Origin of the sequence: Shewanella sp. SM20, from assembly GCF_025654545.1 — a bacterium.
Taxonomy (GTDB): Bacteria; Pseudomonadota; Gammaproteobacteria; order Enterobacterales; family Shewanellaceae; genus Shewanella; species Shewanella oncorhynchi.
Map to the genome: position 1 here is coordinate 1 of NZ_JAKKRK010000046.1, position 17,106 is coordinate 17,106.

The 17,106-nt window shown below is 38.4% G+C and carries 13 protein-coding genes and 2 pseudogenes; 11 read left to right on the plus strand and 4 right to left on the minus strand.

Translation table 11 applies throughout. The annotated features are described in order from the left end of the window. The 4 genes and pseudogenes from L5M18_RS17245 to L5M18_RS17260 form a co-directional block, all read right to left on the minus strand. Positions 1–137, minus strand: a pseudogene (locus tag L5M18_RS17245) (IS4 family transposase); the annotation flags it as partial. 328 nt (positions 138–465) lie between these two features. Continuing rightward, a complete protein-coding gene (locus L5M18_RS17250) occupies positions 466–1,551 on the minus strand; it encodes a hypothetical protein (protein ID WP_263197945.1) in 1,086 nt (361 codons plus the stop codon). A 32-nt stretch (positions 1,552–1,583) separates the two neighbouring features. After that, complete coding sequence (locus tag L5M18_RS17255) at positions 1,584–3,287, minus strand: type I restriction enzyme endonuclease domain-containing protein (protein WP_263197947.1); 1,704 nt, start codon at positions 3,285–3,287, stop codon at positions 1,584–1,586. Then, a pseudogene (locus L5M18_RS17260) lies at positions 3,284–4,059 on the minus strand (transposase). Before L5M18_RS17260 ends, L5M18_RS17255 begins: the two are co-directional and overlap by 4 nt. Positions 4,060–4,224: 165 nt before the next feature. Between L5M18_RS17260 and L5M18_RS17265 the strand changes: the two are divergent. From L5M18_RS17265 to glmM, 11 genes are all read left to right on the plus strand, one after another. Next, on the plus strand, positions 4,225–5,310 hold the full coding sequence (locus tag L5M18_RS17265; RefSeq protein WP_263197948.1) for a glycosyltransferase family 4 protein: 1,086 nt from the start codon (positions 4,225–4,227) through the stop codon (positions 5,308–5,310). Next, positions 5,307–6,377 (plus strand): EpsG family protein, encoded by a 1,071-nt coding sequence (locus L5M18_RS17270; protein WP_263197950.1) that lies wholly within the window; start codon positions 5,307–5,309, stop codon positions 6,375–6,377. The genes L5M18_RS17265 and L5M18_RS17270 overlap by 4 nt, the downstream gene beginning before the upstream one ends. A 10-nt stretch (positions 6,378–6,387) precedes the next feature. Further along, entirely contained in the window at positions 6,388–7,350 is a 963-nt protein-coding gene (locus tag L5M18_RS17275) for a hypothetical protein (protein WP_263197952.1), read from the plus strand. Further along, complete coding sequence (locus L5M18_RS17280) at positions 7,351–8,388, plus strand: polysaccharide biosynthesis protein (RefSeq protein WP_263197953.1); 1,038 nt, start codon at positions 7,351–7,353, stop codon at positions 8,386–8,388. It begins immediately after the preceding gene. 1 nt (position 8,389) lies between these two features. Then, positions 8,390–9,262, plus strand: coding sequence for a dTDP-4-dehydrorhamnose reductase family protein (locus L5M18_RS17285; RefSeq protein ID WP_263197955.1), 873 nt, complete (start codon positions 8,390–8,392; stop codon positions 9,260–9,262). Beyond that, positions 9,259–10,389: a non-hydrolyzing UDP-N-acetylglucosamine 2-epimerase gene (gene wecB / locus L5M18_RS17290; protein ID WP_263197958.1), complete on the plus strand. Its 1,131-nt coding sequence runs from the start codon at positions 9,259–9,261 to the stop codon at positions 10,387–10,389. Before L5M18_RS17285 ends, wecB begins: the two co-directional genes overlap by 4 nt. After that, positions 10,389–11,603 carry a glycosyltransferase family 4 protein gene (locus L5M18_RS17295; RefSeq protein ID WP_263197959.1) on the plus strand — a complete coding sequence of 405 codons (1,215 nt, stop codon included), beginning with the start codon at positions 10,389–10,391 and terminating at the stop codon, positions 11,601–11,603. Before wecB ends, L5M18_RS17295 begins: the two co-directional genes overlap by 1 nt. Next, positions 11,600–12,559 (plus strand): UDP-glucose 4-epimerase family protein, encoded by a 960-nt coding sequence (locus L5M18_RS17300; protein WP_263197962.1) that lies wholly within the window; start codon positions 11,600–11,602, stop codon positions 12,557–12,559. Before L5M18_RS17295 ends, L5M18_RS17300 begins: the two co-directional genes overlap by 4 nt. A 9-nt stretch (positions 12,560–12,568) precedes the next feature. After that, positions 12,569–13,117: a sugar transferase gene (locus L5M18_RS17305; protein ID WP_263197964.1), complete on the plus strand. Its 549-nt coding sequence runs from the start codon at positions 12,569–12,571 to the stop codon at positions 13,115–13,117. Positions 13,118–13,680: 563 nt separating this feature from the next. Continuing rightward, positions 13,681–15,621: a nucleoside-diphosphate sugar epimerase/dehydratase gene (locus L5M18_RS17310; RefSeq protein WP_263197966.1), complete on the plus strand. Its 1,941-nt coding sequence runs from the start codon at positions 13,681–13,683 to the stop codon at positions 15,619–15,621. Positions 15,622–15,662: 41 nt separating this feature from the next. Then, a complete protein-coding gene (gene glmM, locus L5M18_RS17315; protein WP_263197968.1) occupies positions 15,663–17,015 on the plus strand; it encodes a phosphoglucosamine mutase in 1,353 nt (450 codons plus the stop codon). Positions 17,016–17,106 lie beyond the last annotated feature (91 nt).

A 17,106-nucleotide genomic window follows, 5' to 3' on the forward strand; every position in this document is an offset into this window, starting at 1 on the left:
CGACCTAACTCAGTCAAGGTCAGTGTCTTACATTCAATCAGTGCCTTAGAGGCCAGCATCAAGCTGTTTAATCGTTTTAGGTGAAGTTCTGGGCAGTATTGGTGTAAAGAATGTTGTAGGATATTGGCTTCGCGCATCTTGTTGTCCAAGTGTAGTTTTTAGCGAAACCATTTGATCATGCAACAAGATGCGCTTCCACTCTAATTTGATGATTTATTTGTAAATCATCAGGGGATTCTTCAGTACTAAGCCTCTTTGTTCAATAAAAAAGTTTTCTTTTTGCATTCAGCTTCCTTTCATCCCTATAGCGTTGATATTCGCAAACAACGCCAAAAGAGGTGATATGTATTGGCTGTAGTGGCACACCGACATATAGTCACACTGCAGTGGCCTCATAGTAGATGTTTATGGATTCAAAGGATAACCACTTGTAATTAATCCTCGAAAGTATTCATGATTTTATTTTTAACATCTATAATATGGCTCAGTAAATCGTCTACGGAGCTCTAACTTTGTAATATCCTTTAATTGATTAATAAGTCCCAACTTTGTATCTGAAGTCAAATCCTGAATTGCTATTCGCTTTTGTTTGTCTGAAAAGCATTCAGATGATGTAACATACTTCAATAATAGTTCATTATTAAATTCACACTTATTCAATAATGGGAAATACTCAGCTGCATATATTATAGTTTTGTTAGCTATACACGAGTTGTACTGACAGTTTGAACAATTACTTATTTTATTTTTATAAATACTAATTTTAATAGATTTTTTATTCTCCCAACCAACAAAAAAAGTATATAACGCCGAAATTTTCATTACTTCAAAATAACTGTAATGCTGTTCCTCTTTTATAGTATCAAATACATGCTGAAGAATATGGGGTTGCCTTAATAAATCATGACTCATGACCTTATACCCATAAGCTTTTTCAGGAAAAAGACCAACCCTATATGACAAATGTTGATACATTGAGATAGCCATGCATGGTGCGAAATGTTCTCTTTTAAATTGAGTGGATTTTCGCTGTTTTTTGCAATAACTTCCTCTTTGGGGAGTTGATTTAATTTTATGTATTTTAGCTAAAACTTTTAAGCATCTCGAATAATTAGTTGCATTTATTTGAACCAAAACCTCATTATGTCTCTTGCACTCAGCCTCCTTTAACCAGCTATTTTTAAAATAAAAAAAACCTAACTTTTTAAGTTGTTCAGAAATACAAAATTGACAATATCTTATGGGAAAATCACCTCTTCTAGATGAAATTTGAGGTTCATCGGTAAAAAAATATCTCAGCTCAGAAGCTCCCATTTGTGATAGTGTGAACATATCGCGTTCATTACTAAAAAAACTAATTTTTTTAAGTAGTTCATAAAACAGGCTATCTTGCACAGGTTGATAGAATTGTAATGTGCTTTTTAAAATTGAAGGAGAACAATCCCAAAGTCCTTTTATGGTGATTATATTTGTGAAATTTGAAACGCCATTTACAATATGAGTTCTGAAAATCAAACTGTAAATAGATTCATCTTTTTGAATTGTAATCAATTACCCCCCCACTTATATATACGCGTATACAATCAAACGTACACATTCTGCCCTTGCCCTGGATACTTCTCATAAATATGCATATAAATATCCGAACAGGTTTTAGGCCACAATTCATCATCAAAACTGTCAGGTAACACATCCAGTTTATCTTCAATAAAGTTTCGAACCCTAGCCTTTGTGCGCTGTTTTTTTCGCCAATCAATGACTAAAATTTCTTTCATATTATTAACCAACTCTTTAGCGATTTGCTTTACCTCATTTCTCTCCTTTTCATTGAGAGGTACAACCATACTCATCAAATCAAATACGGCCAACTCTTCTTCACTTAGACCTTCTCGCACAGTCCGTTTATCTTCATGATCAAGATCTTGGATGTAATTTTTAAGCTCATTAAAGAACTCTTCAGCACTATATGCACCTAAATTATATTGTTCGATTAACTCGAGAAACTTCTGGTGTAAATCTTGTCTGGACTTATTTTTTAACATCATCACTTGGAGCTTACGTTCAATGATATTTTTCAAACGCTCAGCATCTGATTGTTTTGGTTTCTTAATTTTATTAACCATCTCAGCCAAGGCATCGAAATCTATACCCGCAATATTGATAGGCTCCGGTAAATTACTTTTTATCTGAATAGTTGTTATAGCATCATCAAGCAATTCATTTACTTGATGCCTAACGACATCTAGGACATCTTCATCATCAATTGTCAGGCCCGATTTAAGTCGCATTTGAGCATAAATAATATTGATAGCAATTCTATGAGGTACAAAAGCGTTCGCATTGTCATCTGGCAGTATGGCTTTAAAAATTCTGTTTATCTGCCTTAAAAATGCCGTAAATTCATCTTTAATATCGGGGTTAAGCAGTATTTCACTCGCATCGTCTAACATCTGCAGCTTAGTAAACCCCTCAGAAGGCGCAGAAATTATCGACTCGATGTCTATATCCTGTTTGCTCAAAAAAGCTTTTAGCTCTCCAATAGCAACCGCTAATGCATGCACAAGCTCACTCTTATCTCTTGCTGGGCTATCAATATGATAGCCCGCTCCAGGCTCAGAAACTTGTCCTCCGCCATACAAACCTAAGGCTAGCTGAAGGGCACTAAAGATATTGATATAATCTACAATTTGCCCCGCACTTTTACCTGGATAAACTCGGTTTGCTCGAGCTATTGTTTGCATTAGTGTATGACTTTTTAATGGTTTATCTAAATACAGTGTTGATACTGATGGCGCATCAAACCCTGTAAGCCACATAGCACAAACGAACACAATTCGTAGACTATCTTCGGGATCTTTAAACCTTTCATCTAGCTTTTCATTCAAATAACGTTCTCGATGAAAACGATAATCTAAGCCTTTTTTAGATAGTCTCGCTTCATCATTTTGACCTCCTGACACAACAACAGCCATGTCTATCGTTTCCATGTGCTCAATCTGAAAATGAAACTTAGCTAACCTGCTACCTTTGGCGTACTTAGCCTGAGTTTTTAAACTTACTAACTTATCTTTCCATGCTTTCTGGACTTTATCGAACATTTTAATTGCAGTCGCTTTATCAATAGATACCACCATAGCCTTGCCTAAGCGGCCATCACTAAAGGGCGAACGATTAATATAATGTTCAACTAAATCTTTTGCGATTGTTTCTAAACGATCGTCACGGGTAATGATGTGATAGGCTTTTGAAAACTCACTTTCTAACCTAGCTCTGAAGGATCCCCTCATAAATCAGCCATAGCATAGCCATATTTGAGCAACTGATTGGCGAATAATACCCAGGCCGCCAGCAATTCTTTCTCCGTGATTTGATAATCAGGCCGCCTGAGTACCTCCAATCCCAAGCGAATCGTTGAGAGTACCGTTCGATGCCCAATGGTATTGGCCTGAAAATGCTTATCCCAGCCCTGTTGCTGTGCGTGTAAACCAACTAGCCACAACAGGCATTGAACTACGCCCCTTAGGTTTGCTACGATAAAGCGTGAGATGGCAATTGATAGGGTTAGTTTTGGTCAAGGTCTTACAACCCAGGCTCTTCGCTTGACCGTTGGCCAAGTCATGTGTACTGCGAACTGCACGCCAATTTTCAGCGCCAATATCTGCAAATTGAACTGTACCGCGAATACGGCTTAGCCAAAACCAACCATGCGCCTCAACCTCTTTGTACCAAGGCACTTTGAACCCCGCGTCAGTCACGATGAGAGGGGTAACATGCAAAGGTAAAATCTTGGCTAAGTCCGCTAAAAAACCGTTGTGGGTGCCATTGGTAGACAGCTAACCGTTCTTGATGCAGATGCGTGTTGCCGAGCAAACGATCAATGCGCTTGATGTTGTGCTTGGTTCGGGCCGTGGTTGGTAAATTTCGACCTAACTCAGTCAAGGTCAGTGTCTTACATTCAATCAGTGCCTTAGAGGCCAGCATCAAGCTGTTTAATCGTTTTAGGTGAAGTTCTGGGCAGTATTGGTGTAAAGAATGTTGTAGGATATTGGCTTCGCGCATCTTGTTGTCCAAGTGTAGTTTTTRGCGAAACCATTTGATCATGCAACAAGATGCGCTTCCACYCTAATTTGATGATTTATTTGTAAATCATCAGGGGATTCTTCAGGGCTTAGCGTTGCACTTCGAACTTAAATTCGCATTTTTTTATTAAAGCTGAGGTTTTTTTTGAAAATTGTTTTTTGCATTCATGGCTTAAGTAATTCAGGTGGTATGGAAAGGGTTATTACAACTAAAGCTTCATACTTTTCGGATTTTTTTGGATATAATGTTCAAATAATCACTTTAAATAATAGTACAGATTCATTTTTTGATGTTTCAGAAAAAGTTAAAATTTTAGCATTTGATCTTTCAGAAAAGGCAAGGTTGATACATTATGTTAATTCTTTTAGTCCCGATTTCTTTATTTCTACAGGGGGGAAAGAGGTTGCATTTTTAGGCCAGTTATCCAAAAAAATTATAAAAATATCTGAAATACACTTTTGTTTTCATTTCCCCATTTTACGGGAAGTTTCTAGAGGTAGTGGTTTACTTTATAAAGTTATTGGTGCTTTAAAGTTAATACGTTATATTCTTTTATTAAGGAAAGCTGACAAAGTCGTTTCATTAACAGAAAGGGACAGAGTAAATTGGTCTAAGTATCTAGGTCTTGATAAATGTATCGAAATACCAAACTATATTTTTCAAGCTGATCAGCAACTGAAAATATCATCACCCAAGAATAGAGGTAACTTGGTTGCAATTGGAAGGTTAAACGACCAAAAAGGTTTTCAAGATTTAATTGATGCTATGATTCTTATAAAAAACACTAATTGGGTACTTGATATCTATGGTGAGGGAGAATTATGCGCTACGCTTGATAAAAAAATAATACAAAATGGCTTAGTTGATAAAATCAGCATTAGACCACCAACGAATAATATTGTTGAAGTCTATAAAAAATCATCAGCACTTCTTATGTCATCTTATTATGAAGGTATGCCGATGGTAATGTTAGAAGCTTTATCATATGGTGTGCCCTGTATTTCTTTCGATTGTGATAGTGGACCATCAGAACTAATAAGAGATCTTGAAAATGGTTTTTTAATCAAAGGCAGGAATAAAGCTGAATTTGCTGCATCTGTTGACAGATTGTTAAATCTAGAAGATGCCGAATATCTGGAAATGTCAATCAACTCATTTCATAGCGTTAAAAAATATGATATTGAAATTGTGATGAATAGGTGGAGGATGTTATTTGAGGAATATCAATGAGTATTTACATTTTTGTTCTAATTTCTATTTCCACTATGGTCGCTCCTCTTATGGCTTGCAGGACGGTTGACAGTGGACGTAGCAGTTATAATATTTCTATATCTTTAATTGTTTTTTTATTCCTATTTTTTTTTGCAGCACTTAGAACCGATGTCGGATTTGACTTCAATAATTATAAAATGATACATACAGGAGTCTATGAAACAAAAGTTGAGCCTCTTTACGAATTTGTGCAAATGCTTACAAGGTTTTTTGATGATTATGTCGTACACTTGTTAATCGTTGCAACAATCAGCTTTGGAGTTAAAGCCTTTTTTTTCGTTAAAATTATTCCAAGTTTCAGTTCTGCTTTGTTTCTTATTTATTATTCTACATCGTATCTCAACCTTGAATTAGGAATAATTAGACAATCATTAGCTGTATCTTGCGTGCTGGGTATGTTTTATTATTATCGTAAATGTAATAGCAAAACTTTTTTTTTATTTTTGTTTGCTTGCCTTTTTCATTATAGTGCAATAATTATGTATCCCATAATTTATTTGTCAAAAGTAATCAAGGTTAATTTTTTGACACTCATTTTGATGCTTTTACTCTCATTTACAATATCTTATTACATTCCCTTTTATAGAGAACAAATTTTCACACTTCTTCTAGTTTTTGGTGATAAACTAAGCGATTATTCAGAAGATATAACTCCTATTGGGATCACAGTAGGGCTAGTTCTTAAGATCATGCTTTCATTCACAGTTTATTATGTGTCAGTTAAAACAAAAATAAATTATGAAGAAACTAAGAGTCTTTTATTTATCTATGTTTCGGGGTTGTGTGTATTTATTGCTTTTAATTCTATACCGATTTTGGCTGCGCGAATGATGCCGTACTTTAAAATCTTTGAATGTTTGCTTTTAGTTAATTTTATTTTATGTTTTAAGGCTGGAGTATCAAGGTTTCTTGTTTACTTATGTGTTGTTTTTTTTATCAGTATGCAGTTTTACCAATTTTTAAATCAGGACGATACAGTTAAGTATTATTCTAATTATCAAACAGTTTTATCTGATTTGTTCTAAGGTTTTATTTATGAGAGTTTTTGTAAATGCAACAGGCGCTAAATATGGCGGTGCTTTAACGATTTTGAACATGTATTGTAAGTCAAAGTCTAAATGTTTAAAAAATGACTATATAATTGCATCGCCTATTAGACCTGATTATGTTGGTGGAAATATTACATGGTTAAAGGTTGGAGGTAGCTCATTTTTTACTTTCGTATATACATTTTTACTGTCTTCATTACATGCGTCTTTGCTGAATTGTAAAGTCCTTGTTTCCTTTAATAATCATAATGCTATCTTCTTTTTAGGCGCAAGGGTTAACTATTTTCATAATTTCCTTATATTTACTGATAATGCTTTTAAGTACAAAATCATTCGCTTCGTTATTAATCACCTTAATCATCGTTCCACTCTTTTTATTTTTCAAACTGAGTATGTTCTTTCATATTTTAAATCCAATTTTTTTTCTGATGTTAAGAATAAAGTTTGTTGGCCAGGAGTAAGCTTAATAAGGTTGGGTGATTTTAGTAAGAAAAGTGGATTTTTAAGAAATACTATTTTGGTTCCAATAACTGATGTTAGGATGAAGCATAAAAATTTCTCTCATGTAATAGAGTTAGCCATTAATAATCCAGACTATGATTTTAGTGTTACTGCGGAGCAAATAAAAGAATGCGATTATCCCTCGAATATTAAGTTTGTCAGTAATCTGTCAAAGTTAGACTTTGAAAAACTCTTATATGAAGTTCACTTAGTCTTTATTTGCTCTACTTTTGAGACTCTAGCTCTTCCGATCTTTGAAGCATTGTTAACTAACACTCATGTCTTAGTTTTCAGGCGTGATTATATCACTCACATAATTAAACAGTTTGATATAGAAGAAGGGATTACCATCTATGATGAAGTAAAGTCAATCAATCTTGACGCTATCTGCGTCAATAAATTTGTTTACAATAAAGAGAAAATCATTAAATCAAATTGGAATTTTTAAATGTTTAATAATAAAGTTTTGCTAATTACAGGTGGTACGGGGTCCTTTGGTAACGCTGTTCTGCGTAGGTTCCTTGAGTCAGATATAAAAGAAGTTCGAGTTTTTTCTCGTGATGAGAAAAAACAAGATGATATGCGTAAGCATTTCCAGTCGGATAAATTAAAATTCTATATTGGCGATGTACGAGATTTCCAAAGCATCTCAAACGCGATGCGCGGCGTCGATTATGTTTACCACGCAGCGGCTCTAAAGCAAGTACCAAGTTGTGAGTTCTATCCGATGGAAGCGGTTAAGACCAATGTTATTGGTACCGAAAATGTTTTAGAAGCTGCTATCGCGAATAATGTTGAGCGTGTAGTTTGCCTGAGTACAGATAAAGCTGTATACCCTATCAATGCTATGGGGATTTCAAAAGCGATGATGGAAAAAGTGATTGTTGCTAAAAGCCGAAATCTAGAAAATACCAACACCACTATTTGTTGTACACGTTATGGTAACGTTATGGCATCTCGTGGGTCGGTGATTCCTTTGTTCATTCGTCAAGTAGTAAATGGCGATCCAATAACGATTACTGATCCTAGTATGACTCGTTTTATGATGACATTAGACGACGCAGTAGACTTGGTTTTGCATGCGTTCCAAAATGGTGAGAACGGCGATATTTTTGTCCAAAAGGCACCAGCAGCAACTATTGACGTATTGGTTAAGGCGTTACTCGAAATGCTCAAGGCACCAAATCATCAAGTGAATGTTATTGGTACTCGCCATGGCGAAAAGCATTATGAAGCGTTATGTAGCCGTGAAGAAATGTTCATTGCTCAAGAACAAGGCGAATATTATCGAGTGCCTGCCGATAACCGGGATCTTAACTATTCGAAGTATTTTGAAGAAGGTGAAAAGGATATGTCTCTGATTGAAGATTATAATTCACACAATACAGAGCGCCTAACGGTCGAAGAAATGAAACAGCTTTTACGTAAATTAGATTTTATGCGTGAAATCGAAGCTGGCAATATAATTGTTCCTGAAGGTGTTTAATATGAAAGTATTAATTTTAGGGGCAACAGGCATGCTCGGTTATAGCCTATTTGCTAACCTTAATGAACAAGAAAACTTAACCGTGTTTGGTACGGTTCGTTATCTTAAGGGTAAAGAAGATTTTTTTCAGTCTTATAATGAACAGCTAATATCTAATATTGATGTTTATGATCTCCACTCATTAGAGTCAGCTATCAGTCAAGTGAAGCCTGATGTGGTCATAAACTGCATTGGACTTATTAAGCAGCACAGTATTTCAAAGCAACATATTGATGCGGTTAAAATAAACGCATTGCTGCCACATGAATTGGCTAACCTTTGTGATCGTTTTAATGCGCGTTTAATTCACTTCTCTACCGACTGTGTGTTTACTGGCGAAAAAGGGCTGTACACCGAAGAAGATCTACCAGATGCAAGAGATTTATACGGTAAATCAAAATGCCTAGGTGAAGTGTCTTATGGTAATCATTTAACACTGAGAACTTCAATTATTGGGCATGAGCTTAATTCGTCGGTGAGTTTAGTGGACTGGTTTTTATCGCAGCAAGGTTCTATTAAAGGTTTTTCTAAAGCGGTCTTTTCAGGTTTACCAACGTGTTATATTGCAAAACTTCTTGTTGATACTATTTTGCCAAATCCAGAACTTAGCGGCTTATATCACCTTTCGCTTGATCCTATAGATAAGTTTACCTTATTAAATTTGGTTGCCAAAGTGTATGAAAAAGAAATTGAGATTAATGAGTCGGCTGAGTTAGTGATTGATCGTTCTCTCGATTCAACACGATTTAGAGCTGCCACTCACTTCCAGCCACCAGTATGGGCTGACTTAATTCAATATATGCATAAAGATTTTGTGAAAAGGTATCAAGCATGAACAAACTTAAAGTTGTTACCGTAGTTGGTACACGCCCGGAAATTATTCGTTTATCTCGTACGATTGCAAAATTAGATCTGTATTGTGATCACACTTTAGCGCATACTGGGCAAAATTATGATTACGAATTGAATCAAATCTTTTTTGATGATCTTGGTATACGTGCACCTGATGTATTTCTTGAGTGTGCAGGCTCGTCAGCAGCAGAAACGATGGCTCAGGTAATTAGTAAATCAGATAAATTATTTGATGAATTAAAACCCGATGCGATGCTTATTTTGGGTGATACTAACAGCGCTCTTTCTGCTATATCGGCGAAAAGAAGAAAAATCCCAATTTTCCATATGGAAGCGGGGAATCGTTGCTTCGATTTGCGCGTGCCTGAAGAAATTAACCGTAAAATCGTCGATCATATTTCTGATGTCAATATGCCATATAGCGATATTGCCCGTGAGTATTTATTAAATGAAGGTATTAAGCCAGATTTAATCGTAAAAACAGGCAGCCCAATGGATGAAGTGCTCACCTTTTATCAAGATAAAATTGATGCTTCAGATGTACTTGAACGCCTTTCTTTATCGAAAGGGGAATACTTTTTAGTCAGCGTCCATAGGGAAGAAAATGTAGACTCTGAAAAAAATATCCATAAGTATGTTGAAGCATTAAATACGTTGGCGGTGAAATATCAATTCCCGATTATTGTTTCCACTCACCCACGTACACGCAAAAAGATCGATGCATTAAATCTTAAATTTCACGACTTAGTGAAATTGATGAAGCCATTAGGGTTTAGCGATTATGTTCGATTACAAATTGATGCCAAGGTCGTATTGAGTGATAGCGGCACAATTACTGAAGAGTCGTCTATTTTAAATTTCCCAGCAGTAAACATTCGTGATGCACAAGAAAGACCTGAAGGTTTTGAAGAAGGTGCTGTAATGTTCACTGGTATGAGTGTGGAGCGTATTCTGCAAGCGATTGAAATTTTAGACGATCAACCAAGAGGTTATGAGCGTTTAATTAATAAAGTTCAAGACTACATTGCACCTAATGTGTCAGATAAAGTAGTTAGAACTATATTAAGTTATACCGATTATGTTAACCGAGTTGTTTGGAGAAAAGGGTAGTGAGAATAGCACTGTTCCCTGATGAGTATTTACCAGAGTGTACACGTGTTCATGGTAAAATGTTTCATGAATTGGCTCTAGAGTTTATACGTCAGGGGCATGAAGTTGTCGTAATTACGCCAGGTAAACCTAATCAGTCAACGCGTTTATGCGTCGACTTTTTTGAGGGCGTGGAAGTTTGGCGATTTAGAAATGGCCAAACTCGCGGTGTTGGTAAAGTATTTCGAGCAATCAACGAAACCTTGTTATCTGTTAATGCTTGGTTGGCGGTTAAAAGCAAGCTTGAAGAGCGATCTTTTGATGCGTGTATAAATTATTCACCTACAATTTTTTTTGGCCCTTTAATGAGGAAGCTAAAAAGAAAGTATGGTTGTTTTAATTATCTTATTTTACGAGATATGTTTCCCCAATGGGCGATAGACGAAGGTTTGATTTCTGACAAATCACCTATTACTAGTTATTTTCGATTCTTTGAAAAACTAAACTACAAAGCTTCAGATACCATTGGTTTGATGTCTGATGCAAATGTTGAGTATTTTAATCGGTTACATCCAGGGTATAAAAACCTAAAAGTATTACGTAATTGGGCCGACACAAATCCATACAGTTCAATCAATTTAACACTTAATATTAGAGAGAGATTTAACCTTCAGAATAAAGTCATTTATTTTTATGGAGGTAACATTGGACATGCTCAAGATATGAGTAACCTGTTGAGGCTGGTTTGTGCTATGAAAGAGCATACGAAAGCCCATTTTCTATTTGTCGGTCAGGGGGATGAAGTGGAGCTAGTGCTCCAAGAGCAAAAGGATAAGAATCTAACAAATCTCACGTTCATCCCTTCTGTATCACAAGATGAGTATAAGCAGTTGCTTACTCAGGTCGATGTAGGCTTGTTTTCTCTTGCTCGCTCTCATCAAGCCCATAACTTCCCTGGGAAGCTTCTAGGCTACATGGTTCAATCGTTACCAATTTTGGGTAGTGTTAATCCCGGTAATGATTTGATTAAATTTATTAACGATGAATCATCCGGTTTTGCTTATGTCAATGGAGAAGATGAACAACTATTATCTTCTGCTATGTATCTATTACAAAATGAGCCAGAAAGGCATCGCATTGGTTGTAACGCTAAGCAGGTATTAATTAACCACTTCTCAGTGGAATCTGCGGTAAATCATTTACTCAATGAAATACAAAATGGGCTGACTAGATGAAAGTATTGTTAACAGGAACAACTGGTTTTGTTGGTTCAGTTCTGATTTCTAAGCTGAAAAAGTGTACTCACGTGAAAGTTCTTTCTGCCGTTAGGAAGTTAAGCTCATCTATTGATGACGATTCCATAGTAGTTGGTGATATCGATGGTTCTACTGATTACTCGGCTACAATTAACTGCGTTGATGTTATTATTCATTGTGCTGCGCGTGTTCACGTAATGAATGATGGTTGTGTTGACCCTTTGAGTTTATATCGAGAAGTTAATACCGCGGGAACAATTAACCTTGCTCGTCAAGCATTTGAAGCAGGTGTTAAGCGTTTCATTTTTATTAGTTCAATTAAAGTGAATGGTGAGTCAACCGAGATTGGTAAACCTTTCACTGAAAGTGATGTTAGAAACCCTGAGGACTTTTATGGTCAATCTAAATCAGAAGCTGAAGAACAATTACTAAAACTTGCTAAAGGAACAGGTTTAGAGGTTGTAATTATTAGGCCTACATTAGTTTATGGGCCTGGTGTTAAAGCTAATTTTGCATCGTTACTGAATTTAGTTTCAAAAGGCTTACCACTGCCATTTGGTTGTATTACTGATAATAAACGTAGTTTGGTTTCTGTTAAAAATCTTGTCGATCTGATTGTTACCTGTATCGACCATCCCAAAGCAGCCAATCAAGTGTTTCTGGTTTCTGATGATCATGATGTATCTACTGCATCAATGGTAAAGCATATGTCAAAAGCGCTCGGGAAATCGAGTCGATTACTACCAGTTCCTTTATGGTGTTATCGCTTAGTGGGTAAGATTACGGGTAAGAGTGATGTAGTTAATCGCTTAGTGGGTTCCCTGCAGGTTGATATTACTCATACTAAGAAAACATTGGGGTGGGCACCACCACAAACACTTGAAGAAGGTTTCAAAGAAACCGCAGATGCATTTCTTTCTAATAAAAATAAATAGAGTATATAAATGATCCGTTTTATCGATTTTATAGCAGCTTTCTTTGGCTTACTATTCCTTTGGCCAATTTTACTTATTGTTACTATTATCGGCTTGTTTGACACAGGCTCACCGATTTTTGTTCAGACTCGAGTCGGCAAAAACCAAAAGCCGTTTAAACTAGTAAAGTTTCGCACCATGTCAGTTGAAACTAAGTCAGTGGCAAGTCATTTAGCCAGTAACGCATCCATCACTAAGCTCGGTGCATTTTTACGTAAAACAAAGATTGATGAGTTGCCGCAATTAATTAACGTCGTTAAAGGTGAAATGAGTTTAGTTGGTCCTCGTCCAAACTTATTTAATCAAGAAGAATTGATTAAAGAGCGTGATGCACTTGGTGTGTATGATGTGTTGCCTGGTGTTACAGGTCTTGCGCAAGTGCAGAACATTGATATGTCCACGCCAAAGCTGCTTGCACAAACGGATAAGCAAATGATTGATACGCTGAATATCAAAAACTACTTTAAGTATATTTTGATGACAGTAACCGGCAGTGGCAGCGGCGATGCGGTAAAGTAGCACATTGACTGCTATCTCTATTCGACGTGTAGCACATTGACTGCTATCTCTATTCGACGTGTAGCACATTGACTGCTATCTCTATTTGTGCTTTAACGCTAGGCGGTTGTTTTGTAACGTTTAGCGTTTTTGGGATCTGTCTCAAATTTGATGAACGGCCGAAAAAACTGTCTCAGGGCTGTTTTTTGCAGCGATGTATTCTGCCATGTTGCGCCGATTTAGGAGCCTATTTTCGCTGCGAGTTCTATGTGTCAGTCAGTCGGTGGCCGGTGCGTTAAGCGGCGTTGCTAAGATGGCAGGATCTGGTTGTGGTTTACTCGCGAAGGATGCATTCATCCCTGCTTGGTTTGCGTAGCCAAAATGTTGAGTGTGGTAACGCTACATTCGACCCTTTTTAAGAAATGAATGTGGTGAACTGTTGAATACCTCTCAGACGGCGCCACGATGTTGCATCTTTACTCTACCCGGGTGCTATAATGCGACATCCCTGATGTATCGGGCGGTGTCGTCTACACGACAGTGTTATTGGTTAACTTATGAAGAAAATGTCTTTGGAGCAAAAGATGGAATTTTTGCAGTTTTTATTTTCGTTAAAACGGTCGCAAAAGCGTTTAGTCAGTGTTGTTGTAGACTCTGTGTTTTTGCTATTTGCTTTTTGGTTTGCATTACTTGTGCGTTTGGATTCGGCTGAGGTCTTACTTAAAGCCCAATACTGGGGGTTAATCGCGTTAACCATTCCTATCAGTATTGCTGCTTTTGTGAGGCTTGGCTTGTACCGGGCCGTATTGCGTTATATTGGGTCACAGGCTTTTACTGCAATAGTTGCAGGGGTTCTGGCGTCTACCGTTGTATTGGTTTTACTTGCCTACTACGGTGAGGTCGATTTACCTCGTACTGTGCCTTTTATTTATGCCGCCTTTGCTTTGGTGTTTGTGGGAGGGGCTAGATCGCTAATGCGTTCACTGGTGGGTGCCGGAATGAATCGCCGTGGTGAACCTGTAGTGATCTATGGTGCTGGTGTCAGTGGTCGTCAAACCGCCATTGCCCTTGCACAAAGCCATGAATACCATCCTATTGCCTTTGTAGATGATGATGAAACCTTGCAGGGTACGGTAATTCAAGGCCTGCATGTACATGCGCCGCAAGAGCTACGTAAGTTAATCAAGCAGAATGTGACTACCCGTGTATTGCTTGCTATGCCGAGTGCTTCGCGTTCACGTAGGCAAGAAATTATTAATCAGCTTGAGCCACTTACTGTAAAAGTGATGACCTTACCCGCTATGGCAGATCTTGTTAGTGGGGATAAATTATTTAGTGATGTAAAAGAAGTAGAAATCGAAGATTTACTGGGCCGTGATTCTGTTGCACCTAGACAAAACCTATTGTCCGCTAACATCAAAAATAAAGTGGTGATGGTGACAGGAGCAGGGGGCTCGATTGGCTCTGAATTATGCCGGCAGATTTTAAAGCAGTCACCTAAAAAGCTAGTGCTATTTGAGTTATCAGAATTTGCACTTTACTCCATTGAACGTGAGCTTTCTGCTACTGCCCATGATTTGGGTATTGATATTGAAATTTTGCCCATGATGGGGTCTGTACAACGTGAAAATCGTGTACAAGCGGTAATGCAAGCCTTTAATGTACAAACTGTTTACCATGCAGCAGCCTACAAACACGTGCCTTTGGTTGAGCATAATGTGGTTGAAGGTGTTCGCAACAACGTATTTGGTACCTTGTATACCGCTAGAGCCGCAATTGCAGCAAAAGTTGAAACCTTTGTTTTGGTTTCTACCGATAAAGCCGTGCGCCCCACTAATATTATGGGTACCACTAAACGTATGGCCGAACTGGCATTGCAGGCGCTATCTAAAGAGTCGCATCAAACACGTTTTTGTATGGTACGTTTTGGTAATGTGCTTGGCTCTTCAGGCTCAGTTGTGCCTTTGTTCCGTAAACAGATTGCTAATGGTGGCCCTGTTACTGTAACTCATCCTGAAATCACCCGCTTTTTTATGACCATTCCCGAAGCATCTCAGCTGGTTATTCAAGCAGGGGCAATGGGTAAGGGTGGCGATGTGTTTGTGCTTGATATGGGCAAGTCAGTCAAAATTGTTGATCTGGCGGCTAAAATGATCCGTCTCAGTGGTTTTGAGGTTAAAGATGAAGATCATCCACATGGCGATATTGCCATTGAGTTTAGTGGCCTACGCCCTGGTGAAAAACTCTATGAAGAATTGCTGATTGGTGATGATGTAACAGGGACAGACCATGAGCGTATTATGACGGCTCATGAGATATTTCTACCCTGGACCCAATTAGAGCAAATTCTTAATCGTTTAGATAACGCTTGCCATGAGTTTAACCATGAGGCGATCCGTGAAATTTTGCTCTCGGCCCCGACGGGGTTTGCACCAACAGATGGTATTTGCGATTTAGTCTGGCAACAAAAGAAATCGTCTAAACCTATTGATGTTAAAGCTAAAGTAGTTAATTTGGTTTCTTAGTTTAAGTCATTTTTCGTTTATGAGGTTTTTAAGGATGCAGTATGTCTAGGAAGTATTTTGGTACCGATGGTGTGCGTGGCAAGGTGGGTACATTCCCTATAACGCCTGATTTTGCGATGAAGTTAGGTTGGGCGGCTGGCACTGTGCTGGCGTCCACTGGCACTAAAGAAGTGTTGATTGGTAAAGATACCCGTATTAGTGGCTATATGCTTGAGTCGGCAATGGAGGCGGGATTTTCAGCGGCGGGTGTGAATGTGGCGTTGATTGGCCCAATGCCAACACCTGCGGTGGCGTATTTGGCATCGACATTTCGCGCCGATGCTGGGGTGGTGATCAGTGCCTCCCACAATCCTTATTACGACAATGGGATTAAGTTTTTTTCAAACTCTGGCACTAAGTTAAATGATGCACAGGAGCTTGAAATTGAAGCCTTATTAGAACAGGCGCTGCAGCATAATGCGATGCAGTGTGTGGCCTCTGAAAAACTCGGTAAGGTTCGCCGTATTGATGATGCCGCAGGCCGTTATATTGAGTTTTGTAAGGGAACGTTCCCGAATCATTTAAGTTTGACGGGGTTGAAGATTGTCGTCGATAGTGCCCATGGCGCCGCTTACCATATCGCGCCGAATGTGTACCGAGAGTTAGGGGCTGAGGTGATTAGCATTAATGACAAACCTAATGGGGTGAATATTAATGACCATTGCGGTGCAACACATTTAGATAGTTTGCAAACCGCCGTGATGGTGCATGAGGCCGATTTAGGTATAGCATTAGATGGCGATTCGGATAGGGTGATGTTTGTTGACCATAATGGCCATGTGGTTGATGGTGATGAAATTTTATTTATTCTGGCACAAGCCGCGTGCCATAAAGGTGAAATGGTCGGCGGTGTGGTTGGTACTTTAATGTCGAACCTTGGTTTAGAACTGGCCCTTAAGCAAATGGACATTCCCTTTGTACGTGCAAAGGTAGGCGACCGCTATGTGGTTGAGCAGCTTAAAGAAACGGGTTGGCAACTGGGCGGCGAAGGTTCTGGGCATATTTTGAGTTTAAAGCACGCTTCAACGGGTGATGGTATTGTGGCGTCTCTACAGGTACTTAAAGCCATTTTAGAGTCAGGCAAACGTTTATCCGACATTAAAGCGGGCATGACCAAGCTGCCGCAAGTACTTATTAATGTGCGTTTATCATCAGGCAGTGCCGACAGCATTTTGGCTTTAGACAGTGTTAAGCAAGCCGTGGTAAAAGCAGAAGGGATTTTGGGCGACCAAGGACGCGTACTATTACGTAAGTCCGGCACAGAGCCTTTAATCCGAGTGATGGTGGAGTCAACGGATAATCTGATGACTCAGACTCAAGCCGAGTTTATCGCAGAGGCAGTAAGAGCGGCGTAAAGCGGGCGCTTCGGGCGAGAATCTAGGGCGTTGCTTCGCAACTGCTAGGACGCAGCAAAAAGCGCTGCTGCTAGGAGGCCTTCGGCCCTAG

Coding starts and splice junctions, on each gene's coding strand:
- L5M18_RS17255 (WP_263197947.1), bottom strand. CDS start 3,287: ATGAGGGGATCCTTCAGAGCTAGGTTAGAAAGTGAGTTTTCAAAAGCC.
- L5M18_RS17270 (WP_263197950.1), top strand. CDS start 5,307: ATGAGTATTTACATTTTTGTTCTAATTTCTATTTCCACTATGGTCGCT.
- L5M18_RS17275 (WP_263197952.1), top strand. CDS start 6,388: ATGAGAGTTTTTGTAAATGCAACAGGCGCTAAATATGGCGGTGCTTTA.
- L5M18_RS17280 (WP_263197953.1), top strand. CDS start 7,351: ATGTTTAATAATAAAGTTTTGCTAATTACAGGTGGTACGGGGTCCTTT.
- L5M18_RS17285 (WP_263197955.1), top strand. CDS start 8,390: ATGAAAGTATTAATTTTAGGGGCAACAGGCATGCTCGGTTATAGCCTA.
- wecB (WP_263197958.1), top strand. CDS start 9,259: ATGAACAAACTTAAAGTTGTTACCGTAGTTGGTACACGCCCGGAAATT.
- L5M18_RS17300 (WP_263197962.1), top strand. CDS start 11,600: ATGAAAGTATTGTTAACAGGAACAACTGGTTTTGTTGGTTCAGTTCTG.
- L5M18_RS17305 (WP_263197964.1), top strand. CDS start 12,569: ATGATCCGTTTTATCGATTTTATAGCAGCTTTCTTTGGCTTACTATTC.
- L5M18_RS17310 (WP_263197966.1), top strand. CDS start 13,681: ATGGAATTTTTGCAGTTTTTATTTTCGTTAAAACGGTCGCAAAAGCGT.
- glmM (WP_263197968.1), top strand. CDS start 15,663: ATGTCTAGGAAGTATTTTGGTACCGATGGTGTGCGTGGCAAGGTGGGT.